Source organism: Streptomyces sp. NBC_00690, from assembly GCF_036226685.1.
Taxonomy (GTDB): domain Bacteria; phylum Actinomycetota; class Actinomycetes; order Streptomycetales; family Streptomycetaceae; genus Streptomyces.
On the sequence record NZ_CP109009.1, the window covers coordinates 6831528 to 6856110 of the forward strand.

Here is a 24583-nt window from a genome sequence, read left to right on the forward strand (position 1 = left end):
GGCGGGGTTACCTCGGTCCGATGATGATGCGGCGGTTGCGGAGCACCGGCAGTACGGTGCGGGCCCGGTCGATGCGGTCCTTGTCGGCGTTCACGACGAGCAGCGAGCGCTCCTCCTCGCCGAGCGCCGCACGCACCACACCGAGCGGGTCGACGGCCATGCTCATGCCGATGCAGTCGGGTGTGGTCAGGGACGACGCCACCACCCAGCAGGTGTTCTCGATCGCCCGGGTGCGCACCAGCGTCGACCAGTGGTCCTCCTTGAGCGGACCGCGAACCCAGGCCGCCGACACGGCGAGCAGATCCGCCCCCATCTCGATCAGCGAGCGGGTGAACTCGGGGAAGCGCACGTCGTAGCAGTTGACCAGGCCGACGTTGAAGTCCCCGATGCGGACCACGACGGGCCCGGTGTCGCCGCGCTGGACCCGCCGCGACTCCTGGTAGTTGAAGGCGTCGTAGAGGTGCATCTTGCGGTAGAGGCCGAGCACCTCGCCGTTCGCGTCGACGGCGGCGATGGTGTTGTACGGCAGCGCCGTACCGCTGTCCTCGTAGCCGGGCGCGATGATCGCGATGCCCAACTCGGACGCGATCCGGCTGACACCCTCGATGAAGCCCGGCCAGTGGGCCTCCGCGAGCTCCCGCAGGGGGGTGTCGCAGGCGTCGGACGGGATCATCGCCTCTTCGGGGAAGATGATGAGTTCGGCACCCTGCTCGGCCGCCTCCCGGGTCATCTCCTCGATGACGACGAGGTTGGCCGCCGCGTCTGCGGTCGGGGCGAACTGTGCTGCGGCGACCTTCACGGTCGGGCCTCCTTGGTCAGGGGCAGGGCGATGGGGGACGTCGTTGAGTTCTCGACGGTCGCGCGGACCGGTGCGGGGTAGGCCGTCGGGGGGTGTGCCCCACGGCTCGGCGGGCGGTTCACCGGTCCAGCACCCGGGAGCGCTGGGGGTCCCACCCGGCCCACACCGGATCGCCCACGGCCAGGGAGCTGCGGTCGGCGCCACGGGCCTCGGCGACGAAGTCGCTGCCGTCCGCGAGGGTGAGGTGGTAGCGGGTGGCGTTGCCCAGGTAGACGATCTGCTGGAGCGTGCCCGGGAGGCTGATCGGCTCTCCGGCCAGGTCGTTCTCGACCCGCCCAAGCCGTACGTTCTCCGGGCGGATCGCCAGATGGACCGCGGTGCCGTCGGCGACGCCGTGCCCGTCCGGAACCGGGATGTTGCCGAGTTCGTCCACTCCGAGCCGTCCGCCGCCGAGCGTGCCGGTGAGGAAGTTGGACGTGCCGATGAAGTCGGCGACGAACCGGGTGGCGGGACGCTCGTAGATGGCTTCGGGGCTGTCGACCTGGAGGACCCGACCACCGTCCATGATCGCGATGCGATCGGACATGGTCAGTGCCTCCTCCTGGTCGTGGGTGACCGTCACGAATGTGACCCCGACCTCGCGCTGGATCTTCTTGAGCTCCAACTGCATCTCGGCCCGCAGCTTCTGGTCCAGCGCCCCGAGCGGCTCGTCGAGCAGCAGCAGCGAGGGGCGGCCGATCAGTGCCCGTGCGATGGCGACACGCTGCCGTTGTCCACCGGAGAGCTGGGCGATGGAGCGCTCGCCGTATCCCTCAAGCCGGACCAGGGCGAGTGCCTCGGTCACCTTCTGGGCGATGTCGGCCTTGGGGTGGCTGCGTCGCACCTTCAGTTCGAAGGCAACGTTGTCCCGCACATCGAGGTGGGGGAAGAGGGCATAGCTCTGGAAGAGCATGTTGAGGTCTCGCTTGTGCGGCGGTACGCCCGTGGCGGGGACGCCGCCGAGTTCGACCGTGCCCTCGGTGGGCACCTCGAAGCCGGTGATCATCCGCATCAGGGTGGTCTTGCCGCAGCCGGAGGGCCCCAGGATGGAGAAGAACTCGTTGCGCCGGATGTCGAGGGTCACGTCCTGGACGGCGGGGGTGCCGGCGAACGTCTTGCCGACCCCGGTGAGCCGTACCGCCGGTGTGTCCGTCTCCGGGGGCGCCTTCTGCGGCGCGGGTGTCGATACCGTCATGTCAGGACGCCTTCACCTTGGTCCAGCCCTGCTGGAAGTGCTTCATGGCCTGGCCCGGGTCGAGCAGGAAGTCCGCGTTGGCGATGGCCTCGTCGGACGCGTAGATCGCCGGGTTGTCCAGCGTCTTCTTGTCCTTGATGAGGTCACGGGCCTTGGCGTTGGTGCTCGCACTGCCGCCGTCGTCGGTGGCCATGGCGGCGATCTCGGGCTTCAGCAGGTAGTTGATGAACTGGTACGCCGCATCGGTGTTCTTGGCGCCCTTGGGTATGGAGAGCCCGTCCGTCCAGATGGAGCCGCCCTCCTCGGGGATGACGTAGTGGACGTTCGGGTTGGCCGCGACGACCTTCGCCATCGCCGTACCGCTCCACGCCTCGGCGGCGCACGCCTGGCCGGTGGAGAGCAGTTGCGGGTAGTTGGTCGAGTTGTAGCCGGCGAGCATCTTCTTCTGCTCGGTGAGCGCCTCGGTGGCCTTCTTGATCTCGCCCTCGTCGGTGCTGGTCGCCCGGGAGCCGGTCACCTGGAGGCCCGCGATGTAGGCGGCCAACATGTTGTCCAACATGTAGACCTTGCCCTTGTACTTCTTGTCGAACAGGGTCTTCCAGCTGGTCGCGGACGGGATGCACTTGTCGTTGTACGCGAAGCCCGTGGTGCCCCAGATCCAGGGGATGCTGTATTTGTTGCCCTTGTCGTAGGACGGGTCCCGGAACTTCTCCGCCAGGTTGTCCAGGCCCTGGATGCGCGCGTGGTCCAACGGCTGGATCAGCTTCTGACCGATGAGCTGCTGCACGCTGTACTGGCTGGGCTCGATGAGGTCGTACGCGGCCGAGCCCGAGCTGAGCTTGGCGGTCATCGTCTCGTTGCTGTCGAAGGTGTCGAGGGTGACCTTGATGCCGGTCTCCTTCTCGAACTTCTGCACCACGGTCTCGGGGATCTCCCCGGCCCAGGCGTAGATGTTCAGTTCCTTGCCCCCGCCGCCCGCGGAGTCGGAGTCCGAGCCGCCGCAGCCGGTGGCGACCAGGGCGGTGACGGTGGCGATGGAGGCGGCCAGGACGGTTCGCCGAAGAGTTCTTCCACGCATGACGGGGTGCCTTTCACTGGAATTCTCAAGCCGGGGGAGGGTGGTGGTGCAAGGGATCAGGAGCGTTCGCCGCCGACGAGGACGCGGCGCATCTGGCGCATTCCGACACCGAGGATGATCAGCAGGGTGAACAGCACGAGCAGCGTGCCCAGTGCGTTGATCTCGGGCGTCAGACCGCCCTTGAGCATCGAGTACACCCGCAGCGGGAGGGTGGTGCTGCCGACGCCGTTGGTGAACGTCGACATGACGATGTTGCCGAAGGAGATGGTGAAGCAGAGCAGCCAGGCGGCCAGCAGCGGCTGACGCAGCAGCGGCAGCGTCACCCGGCGGAACGCCTGCCAGGCGTTGCAGCCGAGATCGGTGGCCGCTTCCGCGAGGGAGGAGTCCAGGGCGTTGTAGGCACCCAGGACGATCAGTGCCGCGTACGGCAGGGTCACCACGAGGTGGCCCAGGACCAGGGTCGTCATGCCCAGGTCGGCGCCCATCGCTCCGAAGACCGACAGCAGGGCCACGCCGAGCACGATCTCGGGAATGATCAGCGGCAGGAAGAGACTGCCGGAGAACAGCGCCTTGCCCTTGCCGCGCAGTCGCGCCATGCCCATGGCGGCCAGCAGACCGCAGGCGGTGGCGAGCGTCGCCGAGATCAGTGCGACTTCGGCGCTGACCCTCAGCGCGGCCAGCAGTTCGGTGTTGTCGGCGAGCTTTCCGTACCAGCGGGTGGAGAAACCGGCCCACTTGTAGGTGATCTCCGAGTCGTTGAAGGAGAGCACGACGACGACGATGATCGGGATGTAGAGGAAGGCGATGACACCGCGGGCGAGCCAAGCGGTGACGGTGTCCAGGGCGTGCTTCATGCCGTCTTCCTCCTCAGGCGTCGGGCGGCCAGTCCGAACACCGCCATGGAGGCGACCATCAGCACCAGCAGGACCACGGAGGCCGCGGCACCCATGGGCTGGTTACGGAACTCGGTGTACAGGGTCACGATGAGGTTGCCGACGAGTTGGTCGCGTCCGCCGCCCAGCAGTACGGGGATGACGAAGACGCCGAGGGTCGGGATGAAGGTCAGCAGCGCCGCGGCGAGCATTCCCGGTCGGGCGATGGGCAGCAGCACCCGGCTGTGCACCCGCCACCAACCGCAGCCGAGGTCACGGGCGGCCTCGCCGAGCGAGTTGTCCACCCCGCGCAGGGAGGCATAGATCGGGAAGATCGCGGTGGGGAGGAAGGCGTACACCAGACCGATGAAGGAGGCGCCCTGGCTCGGAATCCACTGGGTGGGGCCGCTGGTGAAGCCGATGGCGTCCGTGAGGCTGTTCACCGGGCCGCCGGGGCTGAGCAGATTGATCCAGGCGAAGGTGCGGACCAGGAAGTCCGTCCAGAACGGCAGGATGATCAGCAGGAGCAGCAGCATCTGACGCTGGGGCGGTCGGCTCGCGAGGTAGTACGACACCACATAGCCGAGGACCAGACAGACCATGGTGTTGAGCGCTGCCATGCCCAGGCTGTATCCGAAGACCTTGAGGTAGATCGGGTCGAGCAGGTCCTGGTAGTTCGCCAGGGTGAAGCCGCCCTGTATGCCGCCGTAGGAGTCGGCCGACGCGAAACTGTTGCGGACCACCAGCAGCAGGGGGACGAGGACCAGACCCACCACCGTGAGCCCGGCCGGCGCGAGGAGTGCCGTCGTCACGACTGCCTTGCGGGCCCGCGCCTCCTTTCCGGCAGCGCCGGGCTGCTGGGGCCCGGTCGCCGGGGAAACGGGCGGCTGCGCGGTGGTGACCGTCACCGGGACGTCCGGTCGGGGGGAGGTGTGGTGTGCATGCGCTGGTCTCCTTGTCCGGGGCGGTTGGGGTGGACACAGCGTCCGGTAGGGAGAGACCCTGCGGATAGATGAACCAGCGACGAATACCGTGGAAAGCAGGGTGTATTTCCACGTATCTCGTAGTCGGTAGGTAAATCGACATGAGTGGGCGATGATAGATGGAGCTAGCACATACCTCTGTCGGGCCCGACTCACCAGCGGGGTCGCCCGGCGGCCGTCCGCTCGGAGGTGCCCGGTGATCGACGACCTCGATCGACAGATCATCGACCAGTTGCGGGTGGACGGGCGCCGTTCCTTCGCCGAGATCGGTCGTACGGTCGGACTCTCGGAAGCCTCTGTGCGCGCCCGCTACCAGCGGCTTCAGCGCAAGGGCATCCTCCAGGTGGTGGGGATGACCGACGCGGTCCGGATGGGAGAGATGGAAGTGCACCTGGCCGTCCGGGTGCACCACATTCCGGTCGCCCTGGTGGCGCGAGAGCTCTCCCGGATGCCGGAAGTGCGCTACGTGGCCTCTTGTGTGGGGCCCTATGACCTGATCGTGGACGTGCGCTGTCGGGATCTCGAACACCTGGCGGAACTGCTCACCGAGCGGGTGCGCCGTGTGAACGGGGTCGCACATGCGGAGGCGTTCACCGTGCTGGAAGTGCTCAAGGACTCGTACCTCTGGGCCGGTTTTCGTGAGGTGCCGGTGCGCCCGGGGGAGCGGATCATCCCGAGCTAGGTTGTGTCCTGACGCATCCCGTCCGGCCTGCGGCGCCCTTCCGGCTCGGGCGGCGCCGTACACGTCGGACGCTCCCTTAGTGGGGTTCCTCAGCGGGGTTCCTCCGCGGTGACGCGCTGACCGACCGCGCTGGCCAGGCCGCTCCACGAGTAGTCCTTGAAGAGTTCGAGCAGCAGGAGCACCTGTACCCGGGAGACCCCCGGCAGCATCCGGATGTCATCGAGGAGCTGGACCAGCTGTGCCTGGTCGCGGCAGGTTCCCTCCAGGAAGATGTCCTGGCTCCCGGCGACCAGTGCCACATGGTTGATCATCGGCATGCCGGAGAGGGTCTTGGCCACGGCCCGGGGGGTGAGGTCGCGCACGCGGATCATCAGCCGCACCGACTGGTGCCCCAGGGTCAGCGGATCGCACAGGGCGACGATGCGCAGCACACCGCTCTCCTGGAGGCGTCCCACCCGCTGTCTCACCGTGGCTTCGGAGACCCCCACCTCGCGCGCCAGGACGGTGTAGGGCGTCCGGCCGTCCCGGGTGAGCGCCTGCATAATCTTCTGGTCGACACCATCTATCACACCACCAACCTTGACATGCCGGTCAAAAACGGCGAAGGCGGTGTCCTGAGAAGGGGTCGAACCCCTGGTCACGAGGGGTGCGCAGGGAAATGCCCCCGTCGATCTCCAGCCTTGAACAGCATCGAAACGGCTTCAGGGTTGCGGCGGACGGTGACTGAACGGGGTGGAGGTCGGACAGCGGGCGGGACGCGGCGGGCCGCCACGGCTCCTGTCCGGTGTGCATGGACCCTGCTCCCGCGCGCCGGGCCGTGCGACTGTCGGGCGTCCCCGGGCGCCGGTAGATCTGAACCCCCGTCCCCGCGGGCGCCCCAGCTCACCCCCCGCCCGCAACTGTCAGAGGAGAATGTCATGGACCTGATCACCAGACCCCGACTGATCGCCGCCCTCGCCGCCTCCGCCCTGGTCGCGCTGGGTGTCGGCGCTCCCAGTGCCACCGCACTACCGCAATCGACCAGGTCATTAGTGGTGCAGTGGGCGAGCGCCGACCCGAGCCCCCGGCCTTTCGGTTACGGCACCCTCACCGTCGGTGGGACCTACACCTGTACCGGGCCGACCGGAACCACCATGCCCGTCGACTTCTCCGGGTTCCAGATCATGCCCCTGGCCATGCCGGCCGGGTCGGGCACCCTGCCGTGCGGCCCCGGAGTGGTCGACGCCCCCTGGCAGCTCACCAGCTTCCCCAATCCGGAGGTGCACTACGGATACACCTCCGTCATGGTCACGTACGACGGGTCGAACCTGTCCACCGGGGAGTTCACTGCCTGAGGTGGGCCGGTGGGCCACTGAGGTGTCGCACCGGCATCCCGGTGCGACACCTCACCGCAGGACGCGTACCGGAGTACCCGCCAAGAACGCCTCGATGTCCTCGACGGCCTGGCTGAAGTAGCCCTCGTAGTTCCGTCGGGTCACATAGCCCAGGTGCGGCAGTGCGAGGAAGTTGGGTGCCGTGCGCAGCGGATCGTCCAGCGGCAGGGGTTCCGTCTCGAAGACATCGGCTCCCGCCCCCGCGATCCACCCCTCGCGCAGCGCACGCAGCAGTGCCGCCTGGTCGACGATCGCCGCCCGTGAAGTGTTGACCAGATGGGCGCTGCTGCGCATCCGGCGCAACTCCTTCTCGCCGATCAGCCCTCTGGTGCGGTCGCCGAGCACCAGATGCACCGAGACGAAGTCACTGCTCGTCAGCAGTTCGTCCAGGGAACCGGCGGCGATCGCACCGGCTTCGGCCGCCCGCTCGGCGGTGAGGTGCTGGCTCCACGCCATCACCTCCATGCCGAACGCCGCCCCGATCCGTGCGACCTTGCTGCCGATCTTGCCCAGGCCCAGCAGCCCGAGGCGGCGGCCGTGGAGATCGGCACCCAGGGTGTGCTGCCAGGGGCCGCCCGTGCGCAGTGCATTGCTCTCGGGCACCACTCGTCGAGCCAGACCGAGGATCAACGCCCAGGTCAGCTCGGTCGGCGGCTCGGAGTTGCTGGCCGTACCGCACACGGTGACCCCATGGCGGGCCGCCGCCTCCACATCGATGGACGCATTGCGCATCCCCGATGTGATCAACAGTCGGAGCCTGGGCAACCGGGCGAAGAGTTCGGCGGGGAAGGGTGTCCGCTCGCGCATGATGACGACGATCTCGCAGTGTTCGATCGCCGCCACCAACGCGTCCTGGGACCCGAGGTGGTCGCTCAGGAACTCGGTCTCCACCTGCTGGCCGATCCTCGGCCAATCGGCCAGGGATCGTGCGATGCCCTGGTAGTCGTCCAACACCGCACAGTGCAGCTTCGTCAAGGCGACCCTCCCGCATGGCGACCCCCGGTGCGGGGTCGATGTGCGGCGACAGTACCGGGCACCGGGCGGCCGGCCTCCGGCTCCCCCGGTGCCGTTGATCACCCGGATCACCACAGGTGATCTCGGGTGTTCTCGGGGCACCCGCTGTGAAGCACCGGATTCCATCGGACGAAGGGACGGCCCGGATGACCACGACAGAGGAATTCCTCCTCGCAGGGGAGCGGACGCTTGAACCGTTGGCGGAGGCCGGCGGAATTTCCGGATTGGGTCCGCTTCTCATCGGGATCGCCGTGGTGGCCCTGCTGATCGGCATGGTCTTCTGGCGCAGCGGGCGCGGTCGGGACCGGCCTCCGCGCCCCAGTGAGCAACCTCGCCGGCCCGTGGACCCCGGGCACGGCGGTGGACCGTCCGGTACGGGCGGTTCCGCGACACCGTCCGGGCGACCCGCTGACAGGGAGGGCCCGAACAGCTGACCGCGATGCTGCGGCGGAGGCGGTGGTGGCCCCGCCTCCGCCGCAGCATCCCGGCCGAACCGTCGGACCGGGCGCAGCCCCTGCCCTGGGCCCGGCGTGGGTGCTCGCGCCGACCGGCGAAAACGCCTGGCGCGTGCTTCCCGCGACGGTTATGGTTCTGCCGTTCCCCCGGGGACGGAGCCGTGTGCCCCGCCCCGTACGACGATTGCTTGGTGAAGCAGGAGGTGAGGACGTTGATGACGGTCATGGTGCCGGGCGCTGCCCGCAATCAGGAGTTCATCCACCCCACCCCTGTGGTCCTCGGCTGACACGGCTGACACCGAAGCCAACCGCGCGTTCAGCGCGCGGCCGGGACCACCCTTCGAAGGGTTTCCCTTGTCACTCTCCACCTCCGACTCCTTCCCGTCGCACTCCCTCGCCGCCTTCGGCTGGGATGAGCACTGGGCGGCGGAGTTCACCCCGTACCGTGCGCAGGGCCTGGTACCCGGACGGGTGGTGCGCGTCGATCGCGGCCACTGCGATGTCATCACCGCTGACGGTGTGATCCGGGCCGATACGGCGTTCGTCACCCCGCATGACCCGCTGCGGGTGATCTGCACGGGCGACTGGGCAGCGGTCGACCCCGGCGGCGACCCCCGGTTCGTCCGCACCTATCTGCCCCGGCGCACCGCGTTCGTCCGCTCCACCTCCTCGAAGCGCTCCGAGGGGCAGATCCTCGCGGCCAACGTCGACCACGCCGTCATCGCGGTCTCCCTCGCCGTGGAACTCGACCTCGGACGGATCGAGCGCTTCCTCGCCCTGGCGTGGGAGAGCGGTGCCCAACCGATCGTCGTCCTCACCAAGGCCGACCTGGTACCGGATGCGACCGGGCTGTCCTACCTCGTCGACGACGTTCAGCACACTGCGCCCGGAGTGCAGGTCCTTCCCGCCAGTTCTCACACCGGGCTGGGAATGGACGTCCTCGCCGCTGTCGTCTCCAGTGGAACGACCGTGCTGCTCGGTGTCTCCGGGGCGGGAAAGTCCACCTTGGCGAACGCCCTCACCGGTGAAGAGGTGATGGAGGTCCAGGAGGCGCGTGACGTCGACGGCAAGGGGCGTCACACCACCACCACGCGTAACCTCCTCGCCCTGCCAGGTGGCGGGGTCCTCATTGACACTCCCGGACTGCGGGGAGTGGGGCTGTGGGACGCCGGGACCGGCGTGGGCCAGGTCTTCTCCGAGATCGAGGAACTCGCCGAAGGCTGCCGCTTCCACGACTGCGCCCATGAGTCGGAACCGGGCTGCGCCGTGCTCGCCGCCCTCGCGGACGGTTCATTGGGCGAGCGCCGACTGGAGAGCTACCGCAAGCTGCTGCGTGAGAACCAGTACATCGTCGCGAAGACCGATGCCCGGGTGCGCGCGGAGATCCGCAGGGACTGGCGGCGCAAGCACGCCGAGGGCCGGGCGGCCATGGAGGCGAAGCGCGGTCGGGTGAGGTGACCTGGCAGGTGCGGCGGCCGGCAGCTGTGTGGTCGGCCGCCGCACCATGGGGTGACCCGCCCCACCGGACGGTGGGGCAACCGGTCGGGACGCGAAACGGCTGTATTCCACCGCGGGCGGCGCGGTCAACCCCAGATGACGGCGCCCAGCCAGGCGCCCACCACCATCAGACAGGCGAACAACTCCACCAACACGCTCGTTCCGGCTGCCCGCATCACCTGTCGGGTGGCCGCCATCGCCTGGCCGTGCCCTCCGAGCCGCTGCCGCTCGGTGCCGTAGATCCCGCCGATGAACCCGGGTACCGCACCGATCACCGGTAGGAGGACGAATCCCAGCACTGCGCCCGCACCGGCGAAGACCGCCATTCGTCGGGTGATGCCCACTCCACGCAGTCTGCGCGTCGGCAGCAGCCACACCACCACCTGGTCGACGAGGAACAGCGCGGTGGAGGCGACGAGCAGCACCCAGGCGAGTCCCGACTGCTCGTGCAGTGACCACCAGAGCATCGCCGCCCAGACGAGCCATCGCCCGGGCACACCGGGAACCATGACCCCGACGAGGCCCAGCACCATCACCAGACCGACCAGCACGAGCTGCCACACGCCCATCTGCCAAGGGTGCGGTATCGGGGCCGCTCCCGCAGGTCGCAGCTGCCTCCACCGGGTGGGGAAGCCGCCCCTGCCACCGGTGGACCGCCACAAGGGCCCAGGTCAGCCGCGTCTCACCCGGAGGAGTCGCGGGCCACCCATCCCTTGGCGAACGCGTGCCAGCCCAGCTGGAGCCGGGTCGTCACACCGGTCAGTTCCATCAGCCCCTTCACTCTGCGTTGCACGGTCCGCAACCCCAGGTCGAGGTGTTTGGCAACCCGGGCGTCCGTCATGCCGGCGAGGAGCAGGGACAGGATCTCCAGGTCGGTGGCATCGGGGCCCCCGGCGGTCTCCGAAAGGCAGCCGGCCATGGCCCCCATCCCCAATCGCAGGGGGACCGCCTCCCGCCAGACGGCATCGAACAGGCAGGTGAGTGCGTCAAGGAGGCCACAGCCGTGGACGACGAGCGCGGCGGGATCGGAGTCCCGCCCGGTGAGGGGGACCATGGCCATGGTCCGATCGGCGATGACCAGCCGGGTCGGCACCTCGTCGACGACGCGCACGCGTTCTCCGCGTGCCAGGGCCGCGGTGAGCTGCGGTACGGCACCGGGGACGGACAGCGCCTCGCGCGAGAGCACCGTCCGATGGCTGAATCCACTGTACGGCGGGAGCCCGTCGACCCACCCCACGTCCATGGGGCCGTCGATCCGGTCCTCCCTGGCCGCCCCGCGAGTCGTACCCGGGTGCTCGTCCCGGTGCAGCGACCCGCTCGGAGCGGCGTGGCCCGGGCACCCGTCCGATCCACCGGGCCAGGGTTCGGCGAGACCGGGGCTGGTGATCGGCGGGTCCTGCCGGTGCCAGGAGTGGTTTACGGGGTGGTTTGCGGGCTGGTCCGGGCCCGCTGCACCGGTCTGGTCAGCGGCGGACCCGAGTTGGTCGAGGTCGGTGACCAGCGCACAGACCTCCTTCACCGCTCCGAGGCGCAACTGGGCGAAGCGGTGGGCCATGGCGCTCTGGCCCGTCACCAGCTCCACCAGGTCGTGGTCCGCGGATGCGGTGGCCTCCGCGCGGAACTGTCGGGCCAGTACGGCCGCCGCCAGTTCCGCCTGGTCCAATTGATTCCGTTGCTCGGTGAGCAGGGCGCCGAGAGCCACCCCCGGGGGTGCGGCCACCCATCGCCCCGCACGTACCGAGGACCGGGCGGCAAGTCCGCGCTGCTCCAGCCGTCGTAGTGCCCGTTCCATCTCGGTCTCCGGCAGTGCCAGCCGGCGAGCGAGGTCGGTCACCTCGGCCGCGCCAAGCGCCACGAGAGCACGGTAGGCGGACTCCTGTCCCTCATCGAGACCTATCGCTCCGAGCACCAGACCCCCTCCAGCACCTGCCCCACCGGGCCTGCACTTCCCCTGCATCTGTGGCGGAAAACGGCCACGGCGTGTTCACGCCAATCCCATCATCCACGCACCATCCATCACTGGGCCACTGCGGAGTCACTGTCACCTCACCAACCCCATGGAATCGTGCACTTGCGTCGGATTCGGGGTGATTCGGTCGAGGGGTGCCCCCGTTGGGCGAAGGCGCTCTTGGCCGAAAGGACGGTCAAGAGACAGGCAGGTCAGATCTGTTGGTGCTTATAGGTTTTCGGAAAGCCCCATTCTCATGCGGCACTCACTGTGGACAATAAGGGCATGAGTCAGCAGGCCGAAGACGACTGGTGGAACCGGCTGTACGACGAGTCCACGCCGGACACGGGACCGACGACACGTACGGGCGACACCTTGGACACCCGGTTCGACTCAGCCTCGGACGCGGTGACACCGTCCGTACCCGACCCCAGGACGGCGCCCGTGCCCGGGCCGGGGCCGACCCCGCAGCGACAGCGACGCGAGCCACAGCCGACGAACGCCACCCCATCCCGTACGGAACCCCGGACGGAATCCCACGGCGAACGTGCGGTGCGACCCGAACCGACCGCCGCCCGGACCATGGACGGCGGAACCGACAGCGAACGAAGTGCAGCGCCCCCCGGCCGGCCGATGGGCGAGCCCCCTTCGGGCGCCGGCCACTCCGGCGCCGCCGCCCCTCCGGACGGTCCGGAGACCGCCACTCCGGCGCCGGCTTCGACCGCAGCCGCCCGTGATGTCGTATCGGTCGATGCGTTCACCGACATCGACCCTCCACACGGCCCCACCCCTACCGTTCCTACCGGCCGCTTCGAGGCGGTCGACCCACCCGCGCGTCCCACTGCGCCCCCGGCCACCGCGCAGACCCCCGCAGGGGCTCCGGTGCATCTCCCGCGACCGCAACACCCCGCCGTGCCGACCGCCCCTCGTCCCCGCGCCCCTTGGGAGCCCCCCGTTCCGGAAGACTCGGCGGCACAGCCCGTCCCTCCGCCAGCCCCCGTGACCCCACCCCGCACGCACGCCCGGCCGGCCGGCGAAGTTCCACAACGGCCCACCGTGCCGCCTGCTTTCGCCCGGCCGCCCGGTCCCCGGACCACCGGCCCGGACCGTCCCCGAACCACCGGCCCCGACCGCCCCCGGGGCGGATACGTCGGCGACCGCCCGCCCACCTACGACCCCGAGCCCACCGCCCTGCCCGCCGCCACCCCCGAAGGGCTCGGTCACTCGCCCTCGGACACCGTCCTCGACGGCGCCCGCTACGGCTCCTTCATCCTGCGGGCGGCATCCGTCCGAGGGGACTCCGCTCGCTACCGCGGAGAGCCCCGCCGCGATGCGCTGCTCACCGTGCGCTTCGGCAGCGGCACGGCAGCCCTCGTCCTGGTGGTTGTCGCCAGCGGAGCCAGGTCCGCAGGTCCCGAGATCGCGCACCGCGCCGCCGCGGACGCCTGTCACTGGATCGGCGGAGCCGTCGGCCGCAGCCACACCCGGCTCTCCGAGGACATCCGGGCAGGGCGCCGCGGCGACCTCAAGTCCGGACTGCACCGGCTGACCGATCGAAGCCTCGGCAAACTGCGTACCAGCGCGGTCGAAGCCGGAGTCGAGCCGCAGGAGTACCGGGCCGGTCTGCGCGCTCTGCTGCTCTCGGCCGATCCCGCCTGTCGAACGCGGGTGTACTTCGGAGTCGGCGCCGGTGGTCTCCTTCGGCTGCGCGGCGGTGTCTGGCAGGACATAGAACCGTCGCTGCCCAGTCCGCAGAGCACGGTGGGCGAGCCGGTGCTCGGCTACGGGTCGGCCCGTCCGCAGCAGTCGGGACCGGACGATGGGCCGGCCCGATCCCCCGACCCGCAGCCCACCGCCCCCGAGGGCGATCGACTCACGATGGACCTGGGGATTCCGGCACCTCCCTCGCCCTATGTCGAGGTCCCGACGCCCGGGCCGACCGAGCCCTTTCGGTTCCGAGCCTCGGTGGCGCAGCCCGGGGACACGCTGCTGCTGTGCAGTCCGGGGTTCGCCGAACCGCTGCGCTCCGAGACCGCACTCACCGACGAACTGGCGAACCGTTGGACGGCGGCTGCCGAACCGCCCGGCCTCGCCGCCTTCCTCGCCGATGTCCAACTGCGGGCGACGGGCTACGCGGACGACCGTACGGCCGTGGCCATCTGGGAGACCTGACGGCCACAGCCGGCAGCTGGGCGTCGGACGGCACTGAGAGGCGAAACCGGGCCAGCCATGGGTTGATGGAGCCTGAGGCCGTCCAGCCGTAGAAAGGGTGCCCATCCCATGGCCAAGCAGAACGTGGCGGAACAGTTCGTCGACATCCTCGTCCGCGCCGGTGTTCAACGGTTGTACGGGGTTGTCGGCGACAGCCTCAATCCCGTCGTCGACGCCATCCGTCGTAACTCCGCCATCGACTGGGTCCAGGTCCGACATGAGGAGACCGCCGCCTTCGCGGCAGGCGCGGAGGCGCAGATCACCGGGAAGCTGGCCGCCTGCGCCGGCTCCTGCGGTCCCGGCAACCTCCACCTCATCAACGGGCTGTACGACGCCCATCGCTCCATGGCTCCGGTGCTCGCACTTGCCTCCCAGATCCCCTCCAGTGAGATCGGGCTCGGCTACTTCCAGGAGACCCACCCCGATCAGCTGTTCCGGGAGTGCTCCCACTACAGCGAGCTGATCTCCAACCCGAAGCAGATGCCGCGACTGCTCCAGACCGCGATCCAGCACGCGATCGGACGCAGCGGAGTGAGTGTGGTCTCGCTGCCCGGCGACATCGCCTCCCAGGCGGCTCCCGAGAAGACCATGGAACACGCCCTGGTGACCTCACGGCCCACCGTTCGGCCCGGAGACAGCGAGATCGACAAGTTGATCCGCATGGTCGACGAGGCCGACCGGGTGACCCTGTTCTGCGGCAGTGGCACGGCGGGCGCCCATGCCGAGGTGATGGAGTTCGCCGAGCGCGTCAAGTCCCCCGTGGGACACGCACTCCGGGGCAAGGAGTGGATCCAGTACGACAATCCGTACGACGTGGGGATGAGCGGTCTCCTGGGTTACGGCGCTGCCTATGAGGCCACGAACGAGTGCGATCTGCTGATCCTGCTGGGGACGGACTTTCCGTACCAGGCGTTCCTGCCGGACGATGTGAAGATCGTCCAGGTCGATGTCCGGCCCGAGCACCTCGGTCGTCGCTCCAAACTGGACCTCGCCGTCTGGGGCGATGTCCGCGAGACGCTGCGCTGTCTCATTCCGCGGGTGCGGGTGAAGACCGACCGTAGGTTCCTCGACAAGATGCTGAAGAAGCACGCCGACGCCCTGGAGGGCGTGATCAAGGCGTACACGCGCAAGGTGGAGAAGCACGTTCCGATCCACCCGGAGTATGTGGCGTCGGTCCTGGACGACCTCGCAGCCGAGGACGCTGTCTTCACCGTCGACACCGGTATGTGCAACGTGTGGGCGGCCCGCTATCTCTCGCCCAACGGCCGACGGCGGATCATCGGCTCGTTCAGCCATGGCTCGATGGCCAACGCACTGCCCCAGGCCATCGGTGCCCAGTTCATCGACCGCGACCGGCAGGTCATCTCCATGTCAGGCGACGGTGGATTCTCCATGCTGATGGGGGACTTCCTCACCCTCGTCCAGTACGACCTGCCGGTGAAGGTCGTCCTGTTCAACAACTCGTCCCTCGGCATGGTCGAGTTGGAGATGTTGGTGGCTGGTCTTCCCTCGTACGGAACGACCAACGTCAACCCCGACTTTTCGGCGATCGCCCGGGCGGCGGGCGCCTACGGCGTGCGGGTGGAGAAGCCTAAGCAACTCGCGGGCGCGCTCAAGGACGCCCTGAAGCACAAGGGGCCCGCGCTGGTGGACGTGGTCACCGATCCGAACGCACTATCCATCCCGCCGAAGATCAGTGCGGAGATGGTCACCGGGTTCGCGCTGTCCGCCAGCAAGATGGTGCTGGACGGCGGGGTGGGGCGGATGGTCCAGATGGCCCGTTCCAATCTGCGCAACGTGCCGCGTCCATGAGCGTCCGGCCCCGCTCCCACCAAGGGTTCCCCGTCTGAACCAACCGCGTCGAACGGCGGGAGTGCACCGTGAGCGCTCTCCGGCAATGGGCGTAGAAGCGATCCGCCGGTTGTATGACACGACTGGCCCGACGCGAGCGGTTGCCCCTTCGGCATGCGTGGTGCACTCGCCGAAGGGCAATGCTCTTCGTGGAAGCGTTCGGTGCAACGAGTCGTGACATGGGTCCGACGTGCAGGTGGGGATGATGACAGGGAGCCAGGGAGGGGCCGGGCCCGGTGCAGAGAGAGGCGCCGAGCAGGGCGGACGAAGGGACGACGGCACGCACACGGCACATGACGTGCACGGGGGATGCGGGGGGCGCGAGATGTACGGGGGAAATCGGGCACGGACGGACCAGGCCAGACCAGCCGAAGTGGCGCCGCCACCGTCCCACCCTTCGCCGCAGCGCGGGCAGCAGGGCCCTGCACCACGGCGCGAGCGGGCCGACCAGGGGAGTCCGGCACCCCAGCAGGCACCGTCGGCGGCGATACGGGGCGTGCTGCGCAGACGCCTGGGGTGCAAGGACATCCGATCGGTGCCGGCGGTACGGGCCTTCATCCGTGAACTGCTCAGGGACTGGCAGGAGATAGAGGACCTCCATGGACTCGGGGACGGCTCACCCCGTCCCGACCCCCGGCAGTTGGCAGCACAGCGCGCCGACACCGTGGGCTCGGCGGAACTACTGGCCAGCGAACTCGTGACCAATGCACTGATCCACACCGAGCACGGTGCGGTGGTCACCGTGACGGTTGTGTCCTCCGTACTGCGTGTGGAAGTGCGCGACTTCATGCCCGGGCTCCCCCTCCACGATCCACCGCACCCCGGTACCCGCATGCTCCATCCCGAGGAGCGGACCCAGGGCCGTGAAACGATGGACCCGCCGTCCGTCGACGATCTCTCCACGCATGGCAGGGGACTGCTGCTGGTGCGTGAACTCGCTGACTCCTGGGGTGTGCGGACCCAGCGCGCGGGCAAGGTCATCTGGTTTGAGCTGCGCAAAAGGCCGGCCTGATGCCAGGCCGGCCTTTGACACTGCCTCGGGAGGGTGGTGCGGTTCGGCGTTCAGCTAGCCGAACTGCTGCTCCAGGTCTTTGAGTTTGCGTTCCAAGGAGTCCAGACGCGGAAGTGTCTGGGTGTCATCCTCAGCGGTGAGGTCGACCCTGATGGGCTCAGACCCGGGGGTCGAACTGGCGGACTGGAGAGAGTGCCGAGAACGAAGAGGCAGCTGTCCGGATCCTATGGCAGGCTCCGCGACGGATTTCGAATCCGGCGCACCCGTCAAGGCTTGTGCCGAACCACCCGCCGCACCGGAGTTGAGGGCCGGCAGGTCGGGGTCCTGAAGGACGCGGCCCCGACCCCAGGCGCGGTGCTGCCGGTTGAGGGCCTTTATCCGCGCCCGGTCCAGCTTCTGCTGGTCCCGGCTGCGGGTACGGCTCTCCTTCTTGGCCTGACGGTCCTCACGTACTTCCTCGACCGCCTCATCGAGGGTGCGGACGCCCTCAAGCAGCATCAGCGACCAGGCGTTGAAGGTCTCACGGGGTGCACGGAGCCAGCGAACGACACGGATCTGCGGCAGTGGGCGGGGCACCAGGCCCTGCTCGCGCAGTGCCGCCCGACGGGTCTGCTTCAGCGCGCGGTCGAAGAGGACGGCGGCGGACAGCGACATGCCGGCGAAGAACTGGGGCGCTCCGTCGTGGCCGAGGCCGCGCGGTGCGTGGACCCAGTTGAACCAGGCGGCGGCACCGGCGAACGTCCACACCAGGAGTCGGGAGCCGAGGGCGGCGTCACCGTGGCTGGCCTCACGGACGGCGAGTACGGAACAGAACATGGCCGCGCCGTCGAGACCGAAGGGGACCAGGTACTCCCAGCCGCCGGAGAGGTTCAGGTTCTGTCGGCCGAAGCCGACCAGGCCGTGGAAGGAGAGTGCTGCGGCAACCGCCGCGCAGCAGAAGAGGAGAACGTAGGAAGCGGTGCCGTATATGGCTTCCTTGCGCCTTCGGCGCTCCTCACTGCGCTCCCAGGAGTCCTCGACCTGGGGCTTGGCAGCGGCTTTCTTGCCGCGTGCGAGCACTACGACCGCCACCAGGACTCCCACGACCATCACGCCGCCGGGAAGCAGCCAGGTAAGCGATATGTCTCTCATGTGTTGGTGTCCCTTGCATCTGCATCGCGGTAGGGCATTTCGGCCGCCATAGTGACCGAAGTCCTGGCGATCCCAGGGGGTTTCGTGGCAAGAGAACGCCAATGGGGCCATACGGCATACGGATAGGTGTGTTTCGCTCGAACTGACGCGCGGTCAGAGTGAGGTGCGTACGATTTATATCACCCGGAAGGGGGGCGTGACATCCATAGCGTAACCGCCTCGGCGCACCGTGACTGACGTGTGATCAGTCGCCCGGAAGCAGCCTTGCGACCCGCGCGGCGTCGGATGTACGCGGGCAGGTGACGCAGGTGTCGTCCGGTCGCAGAGTGTAGAAGAGGCAGCAGCTCGCGCGATCCCGGGTGGGGAGTTCCTCGCCGGCCGGGCCGCTCAGCACCCGGAAGCCGGGGGAGCCGACATAGGGCTTGGTGGTGCCCGGCAACAGCAGTTCCAACTCGGCCATGGCCCGCTGCTCTTCGCCCAGGCGGTTGCCGATGTACCAGAGTCCTTCGACGACCTCGTCGCTCGCCATCCCCCACAGCGCCCGCTTGCCGCGACGCATCCGGGGGCCGAAGCCGTTCAGCAGCGGTTCGATGTGCTCGGCGACCGCGTTCCGCAATTCCGCCCGCAGTGCTTCCTCGTCCGGGACCACCCGGGCGCCGGGCAGGGTCGCCGCTGGATCTCCCGGCAGACAGGAGAAACCGGTCATCCGTACCGTCATCTGCCCGAGCGTGCGCTGGAGGCAGACGTTCTCCGCGGGCACCCTGGGCACCCTGCGACGCAGGAACCAGGGGACGGTAAACAGCAGACAGGCGGGCCAGGCGTAGCGGTGCAGCCCGAAACTCGCGATCACGTCGGGGCGGGCCTGCTCGCCGTAGTCCCGGAGCACCTGGGCGTTGTCCCACGCCAAGAACGCGTCGAGCGCGGCGCCGCCGGCGGCGAGCTCATGGGCGCTGACCCAACCGGTACCCGAGGGCGTCGGTTCGCCGTTCGTGAGCTCCCGTATCCGCAAAGTGGGATATACCTCGCCAAGGCGGGCATAGGAGTCCGCGAGGGGTGAGGCCAGCGAGGGCGTCAAGGCGGGAAGGATCATGCCGGGGACCACCGAATCGCGATCGTTAGCAGGTTAGCCTTACCTTACCCGACCGGATCGGTGTTTGAACTGGACTCCAGTCCGCCTATGGTGCACCCATGGCCCCGCAACCGCCAGCCGGGTCGTCCCGCCGGTCGGAGGAGGACCCGAGTGGAGCAGGCCCGAGCACGCGCGACCGCCCGCTCAGAGCGCTCCCCGACCACCGCGGAAGCGTCCCCGTCCCGCTCGAACGAGTGGGACGAAGTGTCGTTTGAGGCACGCGACGGGAGTTGGGCGAGCCTGCCCGAGCAGACACGTGGAGAACACTCCCACACACACGCCGGGAGCGCGGACCGATCGCCCGGGACCACCGCTCGGCCCCCGCGCCCCCGTGCACCCGAAGACGGACCGACGCCCTCCACGGCCGGACCCGGCAGCGAGCCGGACGAGACCGACCCCGCCGACCGTCCGCCACCGTCCGAGCACCTCCCGCGCACGGTTCAGCGCCACTCCGTACGCGGACAGATCCTCCAGGCGCTGCGCACCGCGCTCATCGACGGTGAGCTGACCCCCGGCGAGGTCTACTCGGCCCCCGCCCTCGCCGAGCGCTTCGGAGTCTCCGCCACTCCGGTACGCGAGGCCATGCAGCGGCTGGCCGCCGAAGGCACGGTCGAGGTCGTCCCCAACCGCGGATTCCGCATCACGGTCCGTACCCCCCGCGAACTCGCCGAGCTCGCCGAAGTACGCGCACTGATCGAGGTCCCGGTCATGCTCCGGTTGGCCCGGACGACCCCCTCCGCGCACTGGGTGGGACTGCGCCCCCTCGCCGAGGCGACCGTGGCCGCCGCAGCCGTGGGGGACCGCGCACGGTATGCGGAAGTTGATCGCTCCTTTCACCGCGCCCTGCTCTCCCTCGCCGGCAACGACCAACTGGTGAGCGTCGCGGAAGACCTCCACCGGCGCTCGCAGTGGCCCCTCACCGGGGTGGCGATCCCCCGCCGTGCGGAGCTGGTGGCCGATGCGGCGGAGCACCTGGCCCTGCTGGAGGCGCTCGCCGCACAGGACCTCGCCGTGGTGCGCACGCTGGTGCGCGAGCACTTCACCGGTTCCGAAGGCTGATCGTGCACCGGGCTGAAGCCGTCGATCGCAGGAAGGCGCCCCATGACTGACCGGACTCCTGGACCCTTCCTCTACGTCGTGGTCTGTGCCGCCCAAGTGGCCACGCAGATCGATGAATTGATCACTGCGGCGCAGGAGCGACGCTGGCGGGTGGGCGTCGTGGTGACCCCGCAGGCGCTCGGCTTCGTCGACCGGGCCGCCATCGAGGCGCGGACGGGCCTTCCGATCAGATCTGCCTGGCGCCGCCCCGATGAGCCGCGCCCCCTGCCGCCGCCCGACGCGGTCGTCGTGGCACCTGCGACCTTCAACACGATCAACAAATGGGCGGCCGGCATCTCGGACACCCTGGCGCTCGGCATCCTCTGTGAATCGGTGGGCTCCGGTGTTCCGATCGCCGTCCTGCCCTGTCTCAGCGCCGCGCAGGCGACCCATCCCGCCTATGCGCAGAGCCTGCAGCGGCTGCGGAGCATGGGGGTGCTGGTCGACGATGCCGCACCCGGGGGCGCAGGTGGTGGCTCGTTCGGCTGGTCACGCGCGTTGGAGCTGTTGGAACGGCCTTCCCCGGGCCGGCCACCCACCGAAGGGGACCGCGCGGTGCAGGCGCCCCGCGACCGGGGCTGACGCTGTGGGCCCGCCCCCGTGCACCGCCGACTCGCTCCCCCTATGCGGCGGGTTCTGGTTGAGTGGGAGAGGGCGGAGTGACCGCCTTCTGTACGGGGGGCTTCGCCGCCGCGGCCTTGGGTGTCGCCCCCGGTGCGGTTCCCGTCGGCCCTCCCTTGGTCACCGCGCGAGGGGCGGCTACCTGGGGTGAGCCGCTCGGCGCGGCCGGGACCTGTGGAGCGGCGGAAGCGCTCAGCCGCCCCGACAGTCGGACGGGGACGCCGCCGAGGAGCCGGAAGAGCCGGCGCGCCTCGGCGCGCAACCGCCCCGCCTCCGGTTCGGTCTCGCAGTCGGCCAGCCCGACGAGCGCCGACGCCGTACCGATGAGATAGCCCAACTCCACGCGGATCCGCAGGGACTCGGAGAACCCGAGCCGGGCCTCGGCCAACTCGCCGTCGCGCAGGGAGAGCCCGGCCTGCTGGTGCCAGGTGAAGGAGAGCAGCAGTAGATCGCCGTGCGCGCTGGCCCCGTCGTGGGCGCGGCGGTAGGCGGCCCGGGCGGCTTGGGGCGCCTTCGCGATGTGCTCGGCGACCAGCCCCCGACGGAAGTCGAGCAGCGGCCTGCCCGGTGAGGTGGGCGCGAGGAGAGCGGCGGCCCTCCCGAGCGCCGAGCGGGCCTCGTCGGCCCGGTCGCGTACACGCAGCACGGTGGCCGCGTAGGCCAGCCTGCCGCGCTCGGACGCTGCGCCGCCGCGCTCCTCGTCGTCTTGAGCCACGGCTTCCGCCGTGCGGAGCGCGTCCTCCGCGTCCGCCCACCCTTCGCCGGTGAACAGACAGCGCTCGACCAGTAGTCCTGCCCGCTCCAGAGCTGCCGCTGCGTTGCTCGCGTGTGGTGCGAGCAGTGCCGCCGCGTCGGTCCAACAGCCGCGCGAGCGCAGCCGCCACACCGCGGTCTGGAGAGGGTCGTCACCTGCGGTGGTTCCGGAACCAGACATGGCGGTATGCGCCACTATGCCCTCCCCGAGCACGCCATTGAGCTGTTGAGTAGATGGCATCTCAGCATGGATGGGGTTGCCCGGCCAAGGGTTCTGGTGAATTGTTTCACAATCCCTGGCACGCCGATGGGGTGGGACTGACCCGGCAGGTGGCCAAGATCGAAGGGGTCGTCGGCCCCGAAAGCCCGGGCGGCGATCGGAAACCCGCCATTGGGCCGGCATGCAGGGGAGTTGTGAATCGGCCGCCTTTCCGTCGAGCCCGTGCGGCCCGCCGAGCTTGGTCGCAGCAGGGTCCTGAGCGATGCTGCCGGGCCCGGCAGAGGGTTGCGCCGAAGCCCTGTTCGGGACTCCCTGCGCTGATCCGCGGGGCGGGTGCGGCGCCCGGAACGCGCCCCAGGGGGCGGCCGTTCCCGAGGCTTCACGGCCCGTCGTCGCCAGGTGCCTTTGCGGGCGTGAGGGGTGGTGCACCCGATGGATGAGTGGCCGGAGACCAGGCCACGCCGACCGGAAAGGGTGTGCGGGGCGAGCGCTGTTTCCGGTCAGGGCTTGGGGACGGATGGACAGGCGATGTAGATGGGTGCGGTGGGTCACCAATTCGCGGGATTTGCTGAGCCTTTGGCTGAATTCCCCCGCATTTCTCCGGAGTTATTGCTATTTACCTAAGTCCCAGGTGCATTCCCGCCGGTTCCCCGTTCAGTTCCCCCGAAGGAGGATCGACCGGGGAGGCTGCGAGTGGACATCGGACCGCGCCGGCGCGCCTGCCTACCCCCGTGAACCGTGCCGGCCCGGGCTGCCCCCGTCGACACTTGCCGCGCAGCACGGCCCCCGCGTGCCCCGCCCTGACTCACCCGGAGAGCCCGAGGGCAGCGGGATCACCCCGTACGACGGAATCTGGAGCCCGGAACGGACGCCGGGGAACGGAACGGGCGCCAGGTGCTGGGTGCCGTTCAGCTCATCCGCAGAGCCAGGAAGAAGTCCAGCTTGTCCTCCAGCCGGGAGAGATCCCGACCCGTCAGCTGTTCGATCCGCCCCACCCGGTAGCGCAGGGTGTTCACATGGAGATGCAGCCGGGTGGCGCACCGCGTCCAGGAGCCGTCCGATTCCAAGAACGCCTCCAGCGTCGGGATCAACTCCGCGCGATGCCGTTGGTCGTACTCGCGCAGCGGGTCCAGCAGCCGGGCGGTGAACGCCCTGCGGACATCGTCCGGAACGAACGGCAACAGCAGTACGTGGGAGGCCAGTTCATGATGACCGGCCGCGGACACCCGCCCCGGTCGGGCGGCAGCCACCCGGCGCGCGTGCCGGGCCTCCTCCAGCGCTCCCCTCAGCCCTTCCGCCGAGCTCACCGGGGCGCTGACGCCCAGCGTCAGCCGCCCGTCGTCGGCCAACCCAGCTGACAGCGGCTGCTGAACCGCGCTGAGCAGGGTTTCGGCATGCAGCCCGCCCTGTGCCACCCCCTCAGTGCCCGCCTCACCTACGGGAGAGACCGCCGACAGCGGCACCAGGGCGATGGCTTCCTGACCGACGTGGGCCACGGCGATCCGGTCCGACGAGTCGGGCCCCGACGACGAGGGATCGACGAGGATCTCCTCCAACAGCGACTGGGCGACCGGGCCCGCCTCGACGGCTGCGGAATCCGGCCCCCAGTCCACCCGTGCCACCACCACTTGCCAGTGCGGTGCCGAGCCGAGACCGGGCAGCAGCACCGGGGCGGCGACCCGCAGTCGGGCCGCGACCTCGGCCGGCGCGGCGCCCGCCTGGACCAGCTCCAGAACTTCCTGTGCGAGCCGTCTGCGCACCGTACGGGCGGCCTCGCGGCGGTCTCGCTCGACCGCGATCAGCTGTGTCACACCCTGGAGCAGATCGAGCCGTGCCGCCGGCCAGTCGGCGGCGTCCGCCTCCACCGCCAGCATCCAGTCCGACAGCACGCTCTCGCGGATGTCGCCGCCGTCCGTGGTCTGGCCCCGGCCCGTGTTGCGGATCGGGAAGAGGGAGTAGGTCCGGGACTGCACTCTCGCCCGGTGCGGTCCGCGTCGCCCGCCGCGCAGCGCGGCCAGTTGTTCACCCGCCAGGGCGGCGCCCACGGAGGCCGGCAGCTCTGCGCCCGCGATCCGTCGCCCGGTGGGGGAGAGCACCCAGGCGTGCAGGTCCAGATCGGTGCCGAGGAGGTCGAGGACGACCTCAGGGCCGCCGCCGGCCGGGCCCGACGTCATCAGTCTGCGGTGCCGGTCGACCACGGCTGCGAGATCGCCGGCACGCTCGCCCGACACCTGGCGCACGACGTACTCGGTGATCGTGGCGAAGGCGACGGACTCGTTCACCGCGAAGAGGGGCAGTCGATGCCGGGCACACGCCGCGATCAGATCGTCGGGGATGTCGCCCAGCTCCGCCTCGCCGGCCGCCAGCGCGGCCACCTGGGCCGCCGCCAGGATGCGTACGAAGGGCTCGGTGTCCTGCGCGGACCGCCGCCATGCGAGCCCGGTCAACACCAGCTCGCCCCCGGAGAGATAGCGGCTGGGGTCGCGCAGATCGGTGGTCATCACCCCGCGCACGCCGCGGTCCAGCTCGTCCTCGCCGCCGAGCAACCGCAGCCCCAGCGCATCGTTCTCCAGCAGTGCGCGCAGCCGCATCTCGTCGCCGCCGATCCATCTCGTTGTCGCG

General features: G+C 69.5%; 22 protein-coding genes. 9 read left to right on the top strand and 13 right to left on the bottom strand.

The genetic code is table 11. From position 1 onward, the window contains the following. Positions 1-7: 7 nt before the first annotated feature. The 5 genes from OID54_RS29875 to OID54_RS29895 all read right to left on the bottom strand — a co-directional run bounded on the left by OID54_RS29875 (position 8) and on the right by OID54_RS29895 (position 4891). Positions 8-799, bottom strand: coding sequence for a carbon-nitrogen hydrolase family protein (locus tag OID54_RS29875; RefSeq protein ID WP_329024536.1), 792 nt, complete (start codon positions 797-799; stop codon positions 8-10). A gap of 118 nt (positions 800-917) precedes the next feature. After that, positions 918-2033 carry an ABC transporter ATP-binding protein gene (locus OID54_RS29880; RefSeq protein ID WP_329024537.1) on the bottom strand — a complete coding sequence of 372 codons (1116 nt, stop codon included), beginning with the start codon at positions 2031-2033 and terminating at the stop codon, positions 918-920. 1 nt (position 2034) lies between these two features. Further along, the gene (locus OID54_RS29885; protein WP_329024539.1) at positions 2035-3111 is read right to left on the bottom strand and encodes an ABC transporter substrate-binding protein; all 1077 of its coding nucleotides are present in this window, start codon (positions 3109-3111) and stop codon (positions 2035-2037) included. Positions 3112-3167: 56 nt separating this feature from the next. Continuing rightward, positions 3168-3965, bottom strand: a complete 798-nt coding sequence (locus OID54_RS29890; protein ID WP_329024541.1) for an ABC transporter permease — start codon at positions 3963-3965, stop codon at positions 3168-3170. Then, on the bottom strand, positions 3962-4891 hold the full coding sequence (locus tag OID54_RS29895) for an ABC transporter permease (RefSeq protein WP_329024542.1): 930 nt from the start codon (positions 4889-4891) through the stop codon (positions 3962-3964). The genes OID54_RS29890 and OID54_RS29895 overlap by 4 nt, the downstream gene beginning before the upstream one ends. Positions 4892-5162: 271 nt before the next feature. Here OID54_RS29895 and OID54_RS29900 point away from each other — a divergent pair, with 271 nt between their 5' ends. Next, a complete protein-coding gene (locus OID54_RS29900) occupies positions 5163-5648 on the top strand; it encodes an Lrp/AsnC family transcriptional regulator (protein ID WP_329024544.1) in 486 nt (161 codons plus the stop codon). A gap of 89 nt (positions 5649-5737) precedes the next feature. Here OID54_RS29900 and OID54_RS29905 read toward each other — a convergent pair whose 3' ends face one another. Continuing rightward, positions 5738-6217 (bottom strand): Lrp/AsnC family transcriptional regulator, encoded by a 480-nt coding sequence (locus OID54_RS29905; protein ID WP_329024547.1) that lies wholly within the window; start codon positions 6215-6217, stop codon positions 5738-5740. Positions 6218-6565: 348 nt separating this feature from the next. On the opposite strand from OID54_RS29905, the gene OID54_RS29910 reads away from it, so the two are divergent. Next, a complete protein-coding gene (locus OID54_RS29910) occupies positions 6566-6982 on the top strand; it encodes a hypothetical protein (RefSeq protein WP_329024549.1) in 417 nt (138 codons plus the stop codon). A 51-nt stretch (positions 6983-7033) separates the two neighbouring features. Here OID54_RS29910 and OID54_RS29915 read toward each other — a convergent pair whose 3' ends face one another. Further along, positions 7034-7996: a D-2-hydroxyacid dehydrogenase family protein gene (locus tag OID54_RS29915; RefSeq protein WP_329024551.1), complete on the bottom strand. Its 963-nt coding sequence runs from the start codon at positions 7994-7996 to the stop codon at positions 7034-7036. Positions 7997-8181: 185 nt separating this feature from the next. Here OID54_RS29915 and OID54_RS29920 point away from each other — a divergent pair, with 185 nt between their 5' ends. Both OID54_RS29920 and rsgA read left to right on the top strand, forming a co-directional pair. Continuing rightward, complete coding sequence (locus tag OID54_RS29920; RefSeq protein ID WP_329024553.1) at positions 8182-8469, top strand: DUF6479 family protein; 288 nt, start codon at positions 8182-8184, stop codon at positions 8467-8469. Positions 8470-8844: 375 nt separating this feature from the next. Further along, positions 8845-9948, top strand: coding sequence for a ribosome small subunit-dependent GTPase A (gene rsgA / locus OID54_RS29925; protein ID WP_329024555.1), 1104 nt, complete (start codon positions 8845-8847; stop codon positions 9946-9948). Between the two features lie 125 nt (positions 9949-10073). On the opposite strand, the gene OID54_RS29930 is transcribed toward rsgA, so the two are convergent. Together OID54_RS29930 and OID54_RS29935 are read right to left on the bottom strand one after the other, a co-directional pair. Then, complete coding sequence (locus tag OID54_RS29930) at positions 10074-10556, bottom strand: DUF456 domain-containing protein (RefSeq protein ID WP_329024557.1); 483 nt, start codon at positions 10554-10556, stop codon at positions 10074-10076. Between the two features lie 113 nt (positions 10557-10669). Further along, positions 10670-11896 (bottom strand): helix-turn-helix domain-containing protein, encoded by a 1227-nt coding sequence (locus tag OID54_RS29935; protein ID WP_329024559.1) that lies wholly within the window; start codon positions 11894-11896, stop codon positions 10670-10672. 324 nt (positions 11897-12220) lie between these two features. Here OID54_RS29935 and OID54_RS29940 point away from each other — a divergent pair, with 324 nt between their 5' ends. The 3 genes from OID54_RS29940 (at position 12221) to OID54_RS29950 (ending at position 17009) form a co-directional block, all read left to right on the top strand. Next, complete coding sequence (locus OID54_RS29940) at positions 12221-14107, top strand: protein phosphatase 2C domain-containing protein (RefSeq protein ID WP_329024560.1); 1887 nt, start codon at positions 12221-12223, stop codon at positions 14105-14107. 108 nt (positions 14108-14215) lie between these two features. After that, on the top strand, positions 14216-15958 hold the full coding sequence (locus OID54_RS29945; RefSeq protein WP_329024561.1) for a pyruvate dehydrogenase: 1743 nt from the start codon (positions 14216-14218) through the stop codon (positions 15956-15958). Between the two features lie 412 nt (positions 15959-16370). Next, a complete protein-coding gene (locus tag OID54_RS29950; RefSeq protein WP_443055692.1) occupies positions 16371-17009 on the top strand; it encodes an ATP-binding protein in 639 nt (212 codons plus the stop codon). 54 nt (positions 17010-17063) lie between these two features. Here the strand turns inward: OID54_RS29950 and OID54_RS29955 are convergent, their stop codons facing one another. Both OID54_RS29955 and OID54_RS29960 read right to left on the bottom strand, forming a co-directional pair. Beyond that, positions 17064-18140, bottom strand: a complete 1077-nt coding sequence (locus tag OID54_RS29955; RefSeq protein WP_329024563.1) for a DUF2637 domain-containing protein — start codon at positions 18138-18140, stop codon at positions 17064-17066. Between the two features lie 244 nt (positions 18141-18384). Continuing rightward, positions 18385-19230, bottom strand: a complete 846-nt coding sequence (locus OID54_RS29960; RefSeq protein ID WP_329024564.1) for a (2Fe-2S)-binding protein — start codon at positions 19228-19230, stop codon at positions 18385-18387. 150 nt (positions 19231-19380) lie between these two features. Here OID54_RS29960 and OID54_RS29965 point away from each other — a divergent pair, with 150 nt between their 5' ends. Together OID54_RS29965 and OID54_RS29970 are read left to right on the top strand one after the other, a co-directional pair. Further along, entirely contained in the window at positions 19381-20328 is a 948-nt protein-coding gene (locus OID54_RS29965; RefSeq protein WP_329024566.1) for a GntR family transcriptional regulator, read from the top strand. A 42-nt stretch (positions 20329-20370) separates the two neighbouring features. Further along, positions 20371-20949: a flavoprotein gene (locus OID54_RS29970; RefSeq protein ID WP_329024569.1), complete on the top strand. Its 579-nt coding sequence runs from the start codon at positions 20371-20373 to the stop codon at positions 20947-20949. Between the two features lie 40 nt (positions 20950-20989). Here the strand turns inward: OID54_RS29970 and OID54_RS29975 are convergent, their stop codons facing one another. Both OID54_RS29975 and OID54_RS29980 read right to left on the bottom strand, forming a co-directional pair. Next, entirely contained in the window at positions 20990-21922 is a 933-nt protein-coding gene (locus OID54_RS29975) for a hypothetical protein (protein WP_329024571.1), read from the bottom strand. A 947-nt stretch (positions 21923-22869) separates the two neighbouring features. Then, entirely contained in the window at positions 22870-24552 is a 1683-nt protein-coding gene (locus tag OID54_RS29980; protein WP_329024573.1) for a PucR family transcriptional regulator, read from the bottom strand. Positions 24553-24583: the final 31 nt, after the last annotated feature.

Coding starts and splice junctions, on each gene's coding strand:
- OID54_RS29880 (WP_329024537.1), bottom strand. CDS start 2,033: ATGACGGTATCGACACCCGCGCCGCAGAAGGCGCCCCCGGAGACGGAC.
- OID54_RS29885 (WP_329024539.1), bottom strand. CDS start 3,111: ATGCGTGGAAGAACTCTTCGGCGAACCGTCCTGGCCGCCTCCATCGCC.
- OID54_RS29890 (WP_329024541.1), bottom strand. CDS start 3,965: ATGAAGCACGCCCTGGACACCGTCACCGCTTGGCTCGCCCGCGGTGTC.
- OID54_RS29910 (WP_329024549.1), top strand. CDS start 6,566: ATGGACCTGATCACCAGACCCCGACTGATCGCCGCCCTCGCCGCCTCC.
- OID54_RS29920 (WP_329024553.1), top strand. CDS start 8,182: ATGACCACGACAGAGGAATTCCTCCTCGCAGGGGAGCGGACGCTTGAA.
- OID54_RS29930 (WP_329024557.1), bottom strand. CDS start 10,556: ATGGGCGTGTGGCAGCTCGTGCTGGTCGGTCTGGTGATGGTGCTGGGC.
- OID54_RS29940 (WP_329024560.1), top strand. CDS start 12,221: ATGAGTCAGCAGGCCGAAGACGACTGGTGGAACCGGCTGTACGACGAG.
- OID54_RS29945 (WP_329024561.1), top strand. CDS start 14,216: ATGGCCAAGCAGAACGTGGCGGAACAGTTCGTCGACATCCTCGTCCGC.
- OID54_RS29955 (WP_329024563.1), bottom strand. CDS start 18,140: ATGAGAGACATATCGCTTACCTGGCTGCTTCCCGGCGGCGTGATGGTC.
- OID54_RS29960 (WP_329024564.1), bottom strand. CDS start 19,230: ATGATCCTTCCCGCCTTGACGCCCTCGCTGGCCTCACCCCTCGCGGAC.
- OID54_RS29970 (WP_329024569.1), top strand. CDS start 20,371: ATGACTGACCGGACTCCTGGACCCTTCCTCTACGTCGTGGTCTGTGCC.
- OID54_RS29975 (WP_329024571.1), bottom strand. CDS start 21,922: ATGTCTGGTTCCGGAACCACCGCAGGTGACGACCCTCTCCAGACCGCG.
- OID54_RS29980 (WP_329024573.1), bottom strand. CDS start 24,552: ATGCGGCTGCGCGCACTGCTGGAGAACGATGCGCTGGGGCTGCGGTTG.